Annotated in this window: 15 protein-coding genes; 11 read left to right on the top strand and 4 right to left on the bottom strand. The window is 68.6% G+C overall.

Features of this window, described 5'->3' with window-relative positions:
• Positions 1–559 (top strand): hypothetical protein (locus IJ15_RS26405; protein ID WP_197059770.1); only part of this gene is annotated, 559 nt, incomplete at its 5' end.
• Here the strand turns inward: IJ15_RS26405 and IJ15_RS0106865 are convergent.
• Positions 505–1,248, bottom strand: a complete 744-nt coding sequence (locus tag IJ15_RS0106865) for an SDR family NAD(P)-dependent oxidoreductase (RefSeq protein ID WP_031937602.1) — start codon at positions 1,246–1,248, stop codon at positions 505–507. The two genes, IJ15_RS26405 and IJ15_RS0106865, sit on opposite strands and share 55 nt — an antisense overlap.
• Positions 1,249–1,450: 202 nt before the next feature.
• Here IJ15_RS0106865 and IJ15_RS0106860 point away from each other — a divergent pair, with 202 nt between their 5' ends.
• The 10 genes from IJ15_RS0106860 to IJ15_RS0106815 all read left to right on the top strand — a co-directional run bounded on the left by IJ15_RS0106860 (position 1,451) and on the right by IJ15_RS0106815 (position 10,219).
• Positions 1,451–2,737 carry a hemolysin family protein gene (locus IJ15_RS0106860; RefSeq protein ID WP_031937601.1) on the top strand — a complete coding sequence of 429 codons (1,287 nt, stop codon included), beginning with the start codon at positions 1,451–1,453 and terminating at the stop codon, positions 2,735–2,737.
• A 182-nt stretch (positions 2,738–2,919) separates the two neighbouring features.
• Positions 2,920–3,222, top strand: coding sequence for an urease subunit gamma (locus IJ15_RS0106855; RefSeq protein WP_031937600.1), 303 nt, complete (start codon positions 2,920–2,922; stop codon positions 3,220–3,222).
• Positions 3,223–3,245: 23 nt separating this feature from the next.
• Complete coding sequence (locus IJ15_RS26930) at positions 3,246–3,719, top strand: urease subunit beta (protein WP_051918592.1); 474 nt, start codon at positions 3,246–3,248, stop codon at positions 3,717–3,719.
• A 51-nt stretch (positions 3,720–3,770) separates the two neighbouring features.
• Positions 3,771–5,489: an urease subunit alpha gene (locus IJ15_RS0106845; RefSeq protein ID WP_031937598.1), complete on the top strand. Its 1,719-nt coding sequence runs from the start codon at positions 3,771–3,773 to the stop codon at positions 5,487–5,489.
• 10 nt (positions 5,490–5,499) lie between these two features.
• Complete coding sequence (gene ureE / locus IJ15_RS0106840) at positions 5,500–6,090, top strand: urease accessory protein UreE (protein ID WP_031937597.1); 591 nt, start codon at positions 5,500–5,502, stop codon at positions 6,088–6,090.
• Positions 6,074–6,805, top strand: a complete 732-nt coding sequence (locus tag IJ15_RS0106835; protein ID WP_197059769.1) for an urease accessory protein UreF — start codon at positions 6,074–6,076, stop codon at positions 6,803–6,805. The genes ureE and IJ15_RS0106835 overlap by 17 nt, the downstream gene beginning before the upstream one ends.
• A gap of 10 nt (positions 6,806–6,815) precedes the next feature.
• Complete coding sequence (gene ureG, locus IJ15_RS0106830) at positions 6,816–7,460, top strand: urease accessory protein UreG (RefSeq protein WP_031937595.1); 645 nt, start codon at positions 6,816–6,818, stop codon at positions 7,458–7,460.
• A complete protein-coding gene (locus IJ15_RS0106825) occupies positions 7,457–8,371 on the top strand; it encodes an urease accessory protein UreD (RefSeq protein WP_031937594.1) in 915 nt (304 codons plus the stop codon). The genes ureG and IJ15_RS0106825 overlap by 4 nt, the downstream gene beginning before the upstream one ends.
• Positions 8,372–8,376: 5 nt before the next feature.
• On the top strand, positions 8,377–9,483 hold the full coding sequence (gene yut, locus IJ15_RS0106820) for an urea transporter (RefSeq protein ID WP_081880623.1): 1,107 nt from the start codon (positions 8,377–8,379) through the stop codon (positions 9,481–9,483).
• On the top strand, positions 9,476–10,219 hold the full coding sequence (locus tag IJ15_RS0106815) for a GAF and ANTAR domain-containing protein (protein WP_031937592.1): 744 nt from the start codon (positions 9,476–9,478) through the stop codon (positions 10,217–10,219). The genes yut and IJ15_RS0106815 overlap by 8 nt, the downstream gene beginning before the upstream one ends.
• Before the next feature lie 12 nt (positions 10,220–10,231).
• Here the strand turns inward: IJ15_RS0106815 and IJ15_RS0106810 are convergent, their stop codons facing one another.
• The 3 genes from IJ15_RS0106810 to IJ15_RS0106805 all read right to left on the bottom strand — a co-directional run bounded on the left by IJ15_RS0106810 (position 10,232) and on the right by IJ15_RS0106805 (position 12,289).
• Positions 10,232–10,438: a hypothetical protein gene (locus IJ15_RS0106810; protein ID WP_031937591.1), complete on the bottom strand. Its 207-nt coding sequence runs from the start codon at positions 10,436–10,438 to the stop codon at positions 10,232–10,234.
• Positions 10,435–10,587 (bottom strand): hypothetical protein, encoded by a 153-nt coding sequence (locus IJ15_RS26005; RefSeq protein ID WP_156112043.1) that lies wholly within the window; start codon positions 10,585–10,587, stop codon positions 10,435–10,437. The genes IJ15_RS0106810 and IJ15_RS26005 overlap by 4 nt, the downstream gene beginning before the upstream one ends.
• A gap of 154 nt (positions 10,588–10,741) precedes the next feature.
• Positions 10,742–12,289: a bifunctional 3'-5' exonuclease/DNA polymerase gene (locus IJ15_RS0106805; protein ID WP_031937590.1), complete on the bottom strand. Its 1,548-nt coding sequence runs from the start codon at positions 12,287–12,289 to the stop codon at positions 10,742–10,744.
• Positions 12,290–12,366 lie beyond the last annotated feature (77 nt).

Raw genomic sequence — 12,366 nt, 5'->3', positions numbered from 1 at the left:
CCACGACGTGGTAGTAGATGCGGTCGCCGCGAGCGACCGCATCTACTGCCAACTCGGCCAGCGCGGCGACGAACGGCGCGGACTCCTCGGACGGCTCGGCGGCCTCGTCGAAGATCCACACCCGGGCCGCCGCAGTCACGGCGCCGCCATCCACGCCGGCGAGCGCGTCGCGCAACTCGTCGGCGACGGCGAGGACGACGGAATCCTCGCCCGCGGCGACCAGGGACCCCCGCCGCGGCCCCGCCACGATCTCCTCGTAGGACCGGCCGGTGAGGGCCTCCTCGAGCCTGCCGAGGGCGACACGCGGCTCGATGCGCTTGGCCTCCAGGACCGGAGTGCCGCTCGCCGCCGCGCGGACGCGCGGACGGGAGGCCTCCGCCGGGTCGATGCGGTACAGCGCCCGGTCCGCCTCGACGACGTCCGGGTCGAGATCGAGCAGCCCGTCCAGAGCGGCGGCAGCAGCCTCGTCGGACGGGGCCGTGATCTCGGCGAGGCCCTCCCCGGTCAGCGCAGCATGATGCTGCCGCCGTCCACCATGATCGTCTGTCCGGTGATGTAGGAGGCGTCGGCGCTGGCGAGGAACACCGCGACCCGTCCGATGTCGGCCTCGGGATCCCCGAAGCGATGCAACGGGGTGCGCCCGAGCAGCTTGTCCTCGATGCCCGGGTTCGCCGCGATGTACGCCTGCACACCCTCGGTGAGGGCGAGGGGCGAGATCAGGTTGACATTGATGTTGTCCGGCGCCCATTCGTTGGCGGCGACACGGCTGATGGCGCGAATGGCCTCCTTCGCCGCCGCATACGACGCCTGATTGACCTGTCCGTCGATCCCCGCGCCCGACGCGAAGTTGATCACCGAACCCTCCGTGGCCTTCAACTGCTCGTGGCACGCCTTCATCAGCCAGAACGTGGGATAGAAGCCGGTACCGAACGACAGGTCCATCATGTCCTGCGTGGTCTCCAGCAGGGGCGCCTGACGCGAGACGTGTGCGTTGTTGACGAGGACGCCGACAGATCCGAACGCGTCGACGGCGGCGCCGCAGATCTCCGCCGCACTGGGCTCGAGCGAAATGTCCGCGTGCAGATAGCGGACCGAGTCGCCGAGTTCGGATTCGAGCGCGCGTCCCGCCTCGTCGTTGATGTCGACGGCCAGCACGCGCGCACCCTCCTTGGTGAAGGCGCGGGTGATGCCCCGGCCGATGCCACCGACGCCGCCCGTGACGATCGCGACTTTTCCGTCAAGCCTCATGATTCTCCTCCGATTGGTTTGTGGTCCTTGCCGATTCGTGGAGCGCTGCTGTCCGTCGATTCGACGATACGGGGAGGTCGACGTCTCCGTCGCCTACAGGCCGCGCGCGACGGCGCTAGTCTCGGGGTGAGGGCGCCGACGCGTCCAGGTGAGGTGAAAGGACCATGGACCGCCACCGACGAAGACACCGACGGTGTCCGCCGTGACCGGCGGCACGCTCCTCAACGTCGTCCTGGTCGTGGTCTTCATCCTGATCGGCGGCGTCTTCGCGGCCACCGAGATCGCACTCGTGTCGCTGCGGGACGGTCAGCTCCGTGCCCTCGAACTGCGTGGGCGTCGTGGCGAACGAGCGGTCGGCCTGGCCCGGAATCCGAATCGGTTCCTGTCCGCGGTGCAGATCGGCGTGACGGTCGCGGGCTTCTTCTCCGCGGCGTACGGCGCGTCCACTATCGCGCCCAGTTTCGCTCCGGCGCTGCAGAACTGGGGGCTGTCGAGCGGGGAGGCGGACGCGGTGGCGTTGATCGTGACCACGCTCGTGATCGCCTACCTGTCGCTGGTCCTCGGTGAACTGGTACCCAAACGCATTGCGCTCCAGAACGCGACCGGGGTGGCACTGGTGACCGCGCCACCGCTCGAACGATTCGCCGGACTGGTCCGTCCGGTGATCTGGCTGCTGTCGATCTCCACCGATGCGCTGGTACGGATTCTCGGTGGCGATCCGTCGCGCAAGGGCGAGGAGATCACGCACGAGGAACTGCGTGATCTGGTGACGGGGCACAGTGCCGTGGCCGAGGAGGAGCGCCGGGTGCTGTCGGAGGTGTTCGACGTTGCCCGGCGCTCGCTCGTGGAGGTCATGCGTCCCCGCCCCGATGTGGACTTCCTACGGGCCGACAGTCCGGTGCGGCGCGCCCGCGGTGACGCCCTCGCGCGGGGGCACAGCCGCTACCCGGTTCTCGCGGAAACCCTCGACGACGTCGCCGGATTCGTCCACCTGCGGGATCTGCTGCTCGCGCACCCGGAGGACACGCCGACCGTCGGTGATCTGGTGCGCCCGCTGCTGCGTATGCCCGGTTCCAAGCCTGCCCTCGCGGCCCTGACGGTGATGCGCCAGGACAACTCGCAGATCGCACTGGTGGTCGACGAGTACGGCGGCACCGCCGGGATCGTGACCCTCGAGGACATCGTCGAGGAGGTGGTCGGCGAGATCGGGGACGAGTTCGATCCGCACCCGTCGGAGACGGTCGGCGCGGAGGAGGAACCCCGGCTCGTGGACGGGCGCCTGCTCGTCGAAGATTTCGAAAGTGTCACGGGAACAGTGCTTCCCGACGGTCCGTACGAGACGGTAGCCGGTTTCGTGCTGGCGGAGTTGCAACGCCTGCCGCGGGTGGGCGACCGCGTCGACGTCGACGGGTGGCGGCTCACCGTCGACGCACTGGACGGCCACCGCATCTCGACCCTGCGTCTGGCATCGCGACGGGACGGTCCGTAGGAGCGGTCGCGGTGACCGGTGGGTCGGTCGGTCCGCCCCCCCGTGGTCGTTACGGTCTTGATCCCTCAATCGGGGGAGCCGTCCGGCGGATCTGACGTAGCGTTCGGTGAGTCCAGTAGAGAGCGTCGACGGTCGGTGCTGCCCTGCCCTGGCCGCGCTCTCCCGGGCCACAGGAGGCCGGCATGCATCTGACGCCGCGTGAACTCGACAAACTGACCATCCTCATGCTTGCGGATGTCGCGCTCAGGCGGAAGGCGAAGGGGCTCAAGCTCAATCATCCCGAATCGGTTGCGGTGATCTCCGCGGCCGCCCTCGAGGGCGCGCGGGAGGGTAAGACCCTCGAAGAGGTGATGACCGACGCGTCGCATGTCCTCACGGTCGACGACGTGATGGAGGGCGTGCCCGAATTGATTCCCCGGGTGCAGGTCGAGGCGGTGTTCCTCGACGGGAGTCGACTGGTCACGGTGCACTCACCGATCCGCTAGCGAACGACGAGAAGGCTGCTGCGATGAGCAAATCCGGCAAGACAGGCAAGTCAGGAAAGGCGGGGAAGCCCGCCGGACCCGGTAAGTCCGGGCGGTCCGGTCAGGCCTCGCGCGCGGTGCCCGTCGGCGGGTACGTGTTGCGTGACGAGCCGATCGAACTGAACGTCGGGCGCCCGCGGCAGAAGGTGACGGTCCGCAACACGGGGGACCGTCCCATCCAGGTCGGGTCGCACTTCCATTTCATGGAGGTCAACCGCGCCCTCGCGTTCGACCGGGAGGCCACCTTCGGGTGGCGGCTCGACATCGCGGCCGGCACCGCCGTCCGGTTCGAGCCCGGGGACCGGAAGGAGGTCACGTTGGTTCCCTTCGGCGGCAAGCAGCGCGTGTACGGCTTCAACGGCTTCGTCGACGGCTGGGGACCGACGCATGCGCCGTACCGTCCCCGGTTGGCGAGGGCGGTCGCGTTGGCGAAGGAATACGACTTCCGATCCGATTGAGCAGCACAGGTTTCGGCGACACATTCCGATGTGGAGAAGAGGTACGGACTCATGACCAAGATCTCGCGGGCGGAGTACGCGGGCCTGTTCGGCCCCACCGAGGGCGACAAGATCCGCCTCGGGAACACGGACCTGTTCGTGGAGATCGAGAAGGATCTGCGGGTCATCGGTGACGAGGCGCTCTACGGCGGAGGCAAGACCCTGCGGGACGGCATGGGGCAGGACCCCACGTCGTGCAGCGTCGACGGTGCACTGGACCTGGTGATCACCAACGTGGTCGTCCTCGACGCGTTGCTGGGAGTCGTCAAGGCCGACGTCGGGATCAAGGACGGCCGGATCGCCGGCATCGGCAAGGCGGGTAACTCCGGCACGATGGACGGTGTGACGCCGGGCCTGACGACGGGGCCCGCGACGGACGCCATCTCGGGTGAGCAGTTGATCCTCACGGCCGCCGGTATCGACCCGCACGTGCACCTGGTGGCCCCCCAGCAGGCGTACGCCGCGCTGAGCAACGGCGTCACGACCCTGTTCGGGGGCGGATTCGGGCCGACCGACGGCACCAACGGCACCACCATCACCTCCGGCACCTGGAACATGGCGATGATGTTGCGGGCGAACGAGGGGCTACCCGTCAACATCGGCATGCTCGGCAAGGGCAACTCGTCCGGCGACCAGTCGCTCATCGAGCAGATCGAGGCGGGCGCCGCGGGCCTGAAGGTGCACGAGGACTGGGGTGCCACTCCCGCCGCGATCCGTGCGGCCCTCCGGGTGGCCGACGACATGGACATCCAGGTGGCCATCCACACCGACACCCTCAACGAGTCGGGCTACGTCGAGGACACCATCGCGGCCTTCGAAGGCCGCACCATCCACACGTACCACAGCGAGGGTGCCGGCGGCGGCCATGCGCCGGACATCCTGCGGGTCACCGGCGAGGACAACGTGCTGCCCGCGTCGACCAACCCGACACTGCCGTACGGCATCAACACCCAGGCCGAGCTGTTCGACATGATCATGGTGTGCCACAACCTCAATCCGAAGGTCCCCTCGGATGTGTCGTTCGCGGAGAGCCGGGTGCGCGCCGAGACGATCGGCGGCGAGAACGTGCTGCAGGACATGGGCGTCATCTCGATGATCTCGAGCGACTCCCAGGCGATGGGCCGGGTCGGCGAGACCTGGCTGCGTGCGATCCAGCTCGCCGACTGCATGAAGCGGGCACGGGGCAAGCTGCCGGAGGACGCGGACGGCAACGACAACTTCCGGGTCCTGCGGTACGTCGCGAAGGTGACGATCAATCCCGCACTGACGTTCGGTGTTTCGCACGTTCTCGGCTCGATCGCGCCGGGCAAGATGGCCGACCTCGTGTTGTGGGATCCGGGCTTCTTCGGCGCCAAACCCAAGATGGTGATCAAGGGCGGGATGATCAATTGGTACGCGATGGGTGATCCCAACGCGTCGCTACCGACACCGCAGCCGGTTATCTACCGACCGATGTTCGGCGCCCACGGCAAGGCGCTGGCGGAGAGCTCGGTGTCGTTCGTGTCGCGGGCGGCGCTGGACAGCGGCATCAAGGAGCGCCTCGGGCTCGACCGTCAGGTGATGGCGGTGAAGGGGACCCGGACCATCACCAAACGGGACCTGATCCGCAATACCGCGACCCCGCGGATCGAGGTGGATCCGGAGACGTTCGCAGTGAAGGCCGACGGGGTGCACGCCTACGTCGAACCCGCGGAATCGATTCGGCTGAACCAACTCTACTTCTTCAGTTAGGGGTGTTCTCGTGCCGGACGAGCGATTTCGGGAGCCTGTTCGCGTCGACGCGGTCCTCGGCAACGTCGACGATCCGGACTGGCGGTCCCGCCTCGAGGGAGCAAAGGTCGACCTGCTGGTCCTCGACCAGTGGGAGGCACAGAAGAGCCGGCTGCGGCGCACCACCCAGGACGGTGTCGAGATCGCGCTCTCGCTCGACCGCGGCGTCCAGTTGCGCGACGGCGACGTTCTGGTCCGGGACGCCGGCGACGGCAGCCTCGTGGTGGCACGGATCAACCTCAAGGACGTCATGGCGATCGAGCTGACCGGTCTACTCGACGCGACACCCGAGACGATGATGCAGACCTGTCTGGAGTTGGGCCACGCGATCGGGAATCAGCACTGGCCGGCAGTGGTGAAGGGCGGCACCGTCTATGTGCCCCTCACCGTCGACAAGGCGGTGATGGGGTCGGTGATGCGCACGCACGGATTCGAGGGCATCACGTACGAGTTCCGGCCCGGCGCCGAGGTGATCCCGTACCTCGCGCCGCACGAGGCGCGCAGGTTGTTCGGAGCAGCGGCGCGCGAGGGTGAAGGGCACACCCATGCCCCGCAGCCCTGAGCCTGACGGCATCGATCCGGCATCGCCCGCGGGGATCACCCGGGCGATGCGGCTGATCCAGTTCGCCGACTCGATGTTCCCGGTCGGGGCGTTCTCGTTCTCCAACGGACTCGAAGCGGCCGTGGCCGAGTCGGTGGTGACCGACGCCGTGACGCTGCGCGAGTTCGTACTTACCGTCGTCCGTCAGGCGGCCACGTGCGACGGCATCGCGGTGCTGGCGGCGCACCGCGGCACCGTCGACGACGACTTCGGCCGGGTGCTGGCCGCGGACCACGCGGTGCTCACGCGCAAGCTCGGCGAGGAGGCACGCACCATGTCGACGCGGATGGGAAAGAAGCTCGCCGAACTCGGCTGCGAGCTGACCGGAGGAGTGACGTTCGGCAAGTGGCTCGCCGCTGTCGAGGCGGGGGAGACGCCGGGCACGTATCCGGTGGGTGTCGGGATCGCGCTCGCCGAGATGGGATGCCCCGAGCAGGACGCCTTCGCGGCGCATCAGTACGGGGCGGCGACGACCGTACTCGGCGCGGCACTGCGGCTGCTGCGGGTGGATCACGTGGCGACGCAACGAATCCTGTTCGACGTCAACGGAAACGTCGAGGACGACTACGCCGCGGTTGTCGATCACACGCTCGACGACATGGCGACGTTCGCCCCGATGGCCGACGTCCTGGCGGCCGTCCATGTGCGTGCCCACGTCCGGATGTTCATGACCTAGGAGGTCGACGATGAAGAAGACGACGCGCATCGGGATCGGCGGTCCCGTGGGGTCGGGCAAGACCGCCCTCATCGAGGCGATGACGCCCGAGTTCATCGACCGCGGCACCAGCGTCCTGGTGATCACCAACGACGTGGTCACCACCGAGGACGCCAAGCACGTCCGCCGCGCGCTCAAGGGCGTCCTCGTCGAGGAGCGGATCGTCGGGGTCGAGACCGGCGCCTGCCCGCACACCGCGGTCCGGGAGGACCCCAGTATGAACCTCGCGGCCGTCGAGGACATGGAACGGATGTTCCCCGGCACCGACGTGGTGTTCATCGAAAGTGGTGGCGACAACCTGACTCTCACGTTCAGCCCGGCATTGGTGGACTACTTCGTCTACGTCATCGACGTCGCGGCCGGTGACAAGATCCCCCGCAAGAACGGCCCCGGTATCTCGCAGTCGGACATCCTGGTGATCAACAAGACCGACCTGGCGCCGTACGTGCACGCGGATCTCGGAGTGATGGCGCACGATTCGGCGCTGATGCGAAACGGGAAGCCGTTCATCTTCACCAACTGCATGACCGGCGAGGGGATCTCGGACGTGGTGGAGCAGATCGTGCACGGCGTCCTGTTCGACGCCCCGGGGAAGGCCGAGGCGGCCTCGACATGACGACGCGTTCGGTCGGGTCGGTCCCGGAGCTGGCCCCGTACCAGGACGAGCCCCGGCAGGCGCCGTCCGGGCGGGTCGGCAAGACCGGGATCCTCGACCTGCGCTTCGAGGACCGGGGCGGACGGTCGATCCTGGCACACCTGTACCGCAAGGCCCCGCTGCTGGTGCAGCAGGCGCTGTACTGGGACGAGAACCTACCCGGGATGCCCTGTGTCTACATCATTTCCACTTCCGGGTGCGTGCTGCAGGGCGACCGGCTGCACATCGGCATCGACATGGGGCCGGGGTCGACGGCGCACGTGACGACCCAGTCGGCGACGAAGGTGCACGAGATGGACGCCAACTACGCGTCCCAGGTGCAGACCGTCACGCTCGCGGAGGATTCGTACCTGGAACTCATGCCGGGCATGACGATCCCGCATCGGCACGCCCGCTACGTCGCGCACACCGACATCACGATCGATCCGTCGGCGACGCTGCTGTTCTCGGAGATCGTGATGCCCGGTCGCAAGTACCACCGTGGCGGGGAATTGTTCGAGTACGACGTGTACTCCACCTCCGTGGCCGCGAAACATCCTGGTGGGGAAGACCTGTTCGCCGAGAAGCTGCTGATCGAGCCGGGCCGGTGGCCGGTGCGCCTGGCCGGGGCCATGCGGGGCCACGACGTCCTCGCCAACGTCGTGCTGCTCACTCCGGTGGCCCACGCGGAGGCGATCCTGGACCGGATCGTCCCGGGCCGGCAGAGCTCGGTGTTCGCGGGCGCGAGCCGGTTGCCGAACGACGCCGGACTGATCTACAAGGTGCTCGGGCCCGAGAGCGAACCGGTACGCGCCCAGGTTCGCGAGTTCTGGTCGCTGGTCCGCGAGACGGTCCTGGGCGCCTCCATTCCGCCTGTGCCGCTGTGGGGTTGAGCGCCGTGCCCTCGGTCGGGGCGGCCTGGGGCCGCGTGGTCGAACGGAACGCAGTCGTCCGCCTCGTGGACACCGACCTCCGGGGAGCCGGTCAGGTCATGTTCCAGGACAACGCGGCCACCGGGCTGCTGTTCGTCGTGGGGATCTTCTGGGGTGCGATCGCGACCGAATCGGTCTCGGTGGCGATCGGTGCGGTGGTGGGCCTGGTGGTCGCCACGGCCACGGGGATGCTGCTGAACTCCGACGACGCATCGATGCGCGCCGGACTGTACGGGTACAACGGCATTCTCGTCGGCGCCGCGATTCCCACCTTCCTGGCCGGCGGCCCCATGCTGTGGGTGTATCTGGTGGTGGGCGCGGCCGCCTCGACCGTCGTGTTCATGGCGACCGCAAACGTATTCAAGACCTGGGGCGTGCCGGCGCTGACGTTCCCCTTCAACCTGGTGATGTGGTTCCTCGTCCTGGGCGCGTTCCAGTTCCTCCACGTCGGGACGTCGCCGCTGGCGGCAGCGCAGTTCCCCCAGCCGATCGGGGAGTCCGCCGCGCACGCGGACGTCACCGTCGGCTATCTGTGGAACACGCTGTTCCGGAACGTGTCCCAGATCTTCCTGATCAACGACACGGTGACCGGAATCGTTCTCGTGATCGCCCTCCTGGTCGCGTCGCGGTGGGCGGCACTGTTCGCGCTCATCGGCTCGGCCGTCGCGATGGCGACGGTCCTCGCGCTCGGCGCCGACGCCACCGCGATCGGCAACGGGCTGTACGGGTTCAGCGCCGTCCTCACCGCCGTCGCCCTCGGTTCGGTGTTCTACGACCCGTCCTGGCGGGTGCTGATCTACACGATCTTCGGCATCCTGGTGACGGTGGTCGTGCACGCCGCGCTGCTGTCGGCGTTCGCACCGATCTCGCTGCCGGTGGGCACCGCGCCCTTCGTGTTCGCCACGTGGCTGTTCCTGCTCCCGAAGAAGCGGTTCGTCCCGGTCCAGCACGCCACGATCGCCGGCGGCGCGGCAGAGTCCGGGTCGAAGCGGTCCCGTGGCACGTCGACGGGAATAGAATCGACGCAACGGTCGGGGCATCGAGACGGTGAATCCGGGGGATCCGATGGGTGACGAGCGAGCGATTCCGGACGAACAGTCGGAGCTGCAGGGAAGCGTCGACGAACTCACGTCCTCCCTCCAGGAACTGTCGGGGATGCTCGACGATGTCGACGAGCTCGAGCATGTCCTGCAGTGCCTCGTCGAGAGCGCGGTCCGCATCGTGCCGGCCGCCGACATGGGTGGGGTGACCATCCTTCGCGACGGGAAGGCAGAGACGGCGGCGGCCACCGATCCGCGGGTACGCGAGATCGACAGCACTCAATACGATCTCGACGACGGTCCCTGCCTGCGTTCGGCGCGAGAACAGGTTTCACAGAATATCGGCCGCGACGAGATCCGACGGCGATGGCCCGAGATCGCCGCCGTCGCCGACAGCCACGGAATCGGCAGCTTCGTCGCCTCCCCGTTGACGCTCGACGACCGGGTGAGCGGATCGTTCAACCTGTACAGCCCGGACGACGACGGCTTCCGCACGCTGGACGAGTCCCTGCTCGAGGCCTTTACGACGGCGGCAATGGTTGCCCTGCGCCAGACGCAGCGCTACGACGGGGCGCGGCGGTCCGTCCGAGCGTTGGAGTCCGCGCTGAAGTCGAGAGCATCGATCGATCACGCCATCGGTGTCTTGATGGCGTTGCACGGACTCGATCCCGACGCCGCCTTCGCGCTGATGGTCAAGACCTCCCAACAGACCAACACCAAGCTCCGCGACGTCGCGCAGCAGCTGCTCGACAAGATCGACCGCTCGTAGTCGGCAGACCGGTCAGATGAGAACGGCGGCGGCCACGACGCACAGGACGATCAGGGCGGCCGCCGACGCGGCGATGACGATCGAGCCGCCGAACAGCAGGGTTACCGCGGTCACCGACGCGGCCGACAGCGCCGCGATCCGCAGTGTGCAGCACCCCTCGCGCGCGATCGTCTCGCGGTCCTCCCGTACACGGACCTCGGAGTCGGACAGGGTGGTCATCCGGCGACCTCCTCGGGGTGGTGCCAGTCACGGGGCACGGATGCCTCCGACCGTCCGCGGGCTCGCGTGGTGGTCTCGAGACGGCGGGATGCTGTGGCCGCGGTGAGGATCTCGTGGTCGGAATGACGGGACAGGTAACGATGGGTCATGGGTGCCCTCACGAAGTGCTTACAACGGAGGGGAGGCATGAAGCAGGCGACACTGTAGCGGCGACACGCTTCCCCGCGCCGGCTGTCTGCCCAACCTTGCTGCTCAACGGTAACGGCTGACGGTGACGTCCGGCAATGCGCCGCCGCCGAATCGTTATCCGGCGTCGGAGGGTGCCGGTTCCGCGTAGCAATCCCTGATCTCGACCTCCATCGGAAACCGTACGGGCGTATCGCCGAACAGCAGTCGCGTCGCCGACTCGGCCGCCGCGACGACGTGCGCGGCCGCCGCGTCCGGGCGCCTGCTGTGGACCACCACCTCGTCGTGCTGGAAGAACACGAGTTCACCGTCGCCGGGGTCGGCGGCCAGGCGGCGACGCAGGTCTGCGAGCAGGCACAGTGCCCACTCCGAGGCCGTGGCCTGCACGACGAAGTTGCGGGTGAATCGGCCGCGGGCGTGGGCGTCGCCGTCGGACCACCACGCGTCGTCCGGTGGGGGACACGCGCGTCCGAGCCAGGACCGGACCACCTCGCCGCGTTCACCGGCTCGGGCGGCGTCCTCCACGAACTGCACTGCGACGGGAAAACGCTTGCGCAGCAACCCGAGTAGTGCGCGGGCGTCGCCGGCGGTGGCTCCGTAGAGGACGCCGAGGATCGCAACCTTCGCCGTCGCCCGGTCCCCACCGAACGCCTCCGCCGCGACGGGCGAGTACAGGTCGTCGGCGCCGGCGGCGGCCATCATCCGCGGATCCCCCGACATCGCCGCGAGTATCCGGGGCTCGAGTTGACCGGCGTCGGCGATCACGAAGGTGTGACCCGCATCCGCGATCACGCTGGAGCGCAGTGCCTTCGGGATCTGCAGTGCGCCTCCGCCGCGGCTGGCCCACCGTCCCGACACCACACCGCCGGGCACGTACACCGGTCGGAAGCGGTCGCCGCGGACCCACGCGTCCAGCCATGTCCAGCCGTTGGTGCTGTGCAACTTGGCCAGGTCGCGGTAGCGCAGCAACGGCTCCACCGCCGGGTGGTCGATCTCCCGCAGCAGATACGCGCGGGTGGAGGACAGTTCGATGCCCTCGCGTGCGAACGCCGCGACCACCTCCGGCTGCGACGCCGGATTGACTTGACGCCCGAACGCCGCACTCACGTCGTCGGCGACGGCGCGCAGGCGGTCCGGCAGCATGTCGTCCGGGACCCGCGGCCCGAGTGCGTTCTCGAGCAGCGTGCGGTGCGCAGCCGCCGAGAACGGGAGGCCGTCGAAGCCCATCTCCGCCGCCGTGAGCCCGCCCGCGGACTCGGCGGCGACCAGCAGTCGCAGCCGCGGATCGTCCCCGACCGTCTCGATCTGACGCCGGTGCCGCTCGACGACGACGTCCGGCGCGGTCCAGGGCACGACGTCGAACAGGCCCAGCCGGTCGTCGACCGGGGTCTCTGCCACGGGGACGTACCGGCCCGCGCGGGTCTCGAGCAGCGCACCGGTGAGCGTCAGGTCGTGGCACCGCTGCACCCGCACCCCTGCCGCCAGCAGCGGTGGATACACCCGCGTGGTGTCCTCCCACGCCCAACGGGGCCGCTCGGTGGCCTCGATCTCGCGGACCGCGGCGGCCACATCCGGCACGTGCAGCGGCGCGCCCAGTGCCCGGCCGGACTCGTCGGTCCGGATCAGCGTGGCACCGTCGCCGTCAGGTACCAGCACCGTTCTCACGCAGACCAGTGTGCGGGACGGCACCGACACGGTCGTGTCGGACCGGGGAGATAACCTCAGCCGGACCAACCGCCGAA

This window comes from Prescottella defluvii, assembly GCF_000738775.1.
Lineage (GTDB): Bacteria > Actinomycetota > Actinomycetes > Mycobacteriales > Mycobacteriaceae > Prescottella > Prescottella defluvii.
This window is presented reverse-complemented; position numbering and strand designations above follow the sequence as displayed.

What these genes read in the sequence shown, in the direction of transcription:
- IJ15_RS0106865 (WP_031937602.1), bottom strand. Translation starts at nt 1,248, where the DNA reads ATGAGGCTTGACGGAAAAGTCGCGATCGTCACGGGCGGCGTCGGTGGC.
- IJ15_RS0106855 (WP_031937600.1), top strand. Translation starts at nt 2,920, where the DNA reads ATGCATCTGACGCCGCGTGAACTCGACAAACTGACCATCCTCATGCTT.
- IJ15_RS26930 (WP_051918592.1), top strand. Translation starts at nt 3,246, where the DNA reads ATGAGCAAATCCGGCAAGACAGGCAAGTCAGGAAAGGCGGGGAAGCCC.
- IJ15_RS0106845 (WP_031937598.1), top strand. Translation starts at nt 3,771, where the DNA reads ATGACCAAGATCTCGCGGGCGGAGTACGCGGGCCTGTTCGGCCCCACC.
- IJ15_RS0106835 (WP_197059769.1), top strand. Translation starts at nt 6,074, where the DNA reads ATGCCCCGCAGCCCTGAGCCTGACGGCATCGATCCGGCATCGCCCGCG.
- ureG (WP_031937595.1), top strand. Translation starts at nt 6,816, where the DNA reads ATGAAGAAGACGACGCGCATCGGGATCGGCGGTCCCGTGGGGTCGGGC.
- IJ15_RS0106825 (WP_031937594.1), top strand. Translation starts at nt 7,457, where the DNA reads ATGACGACGCGTTCGGTCGGGTCGGTCCCGGAGCTGGCCCCGTACCAG.
- IJ15_RS0106815 (WP_031937592.1), top strand. Translation starts at nt 9,476, where the DNA reads ATGGGTGACGAGCGAGCGATTCCGGACGAACAGTCGGAGCTGCAGGGA.
- IJ15_RS0106810 (WP_031937591.1), bottom strand. Translation starts at nt 10,438, where the DNA reads ATGACCACCCTGTCCGACTCCGAGGTCCGTGTACGGGAGGACCGCGAG.
- IJ15_RS26005 (WP_156112043.1), bottom strand. Translation starts at nt 10,587, where the DNA reads ATGACCCATCGTTACCTGTCCCGTCATTCCGACCACGAGATCCTCACC.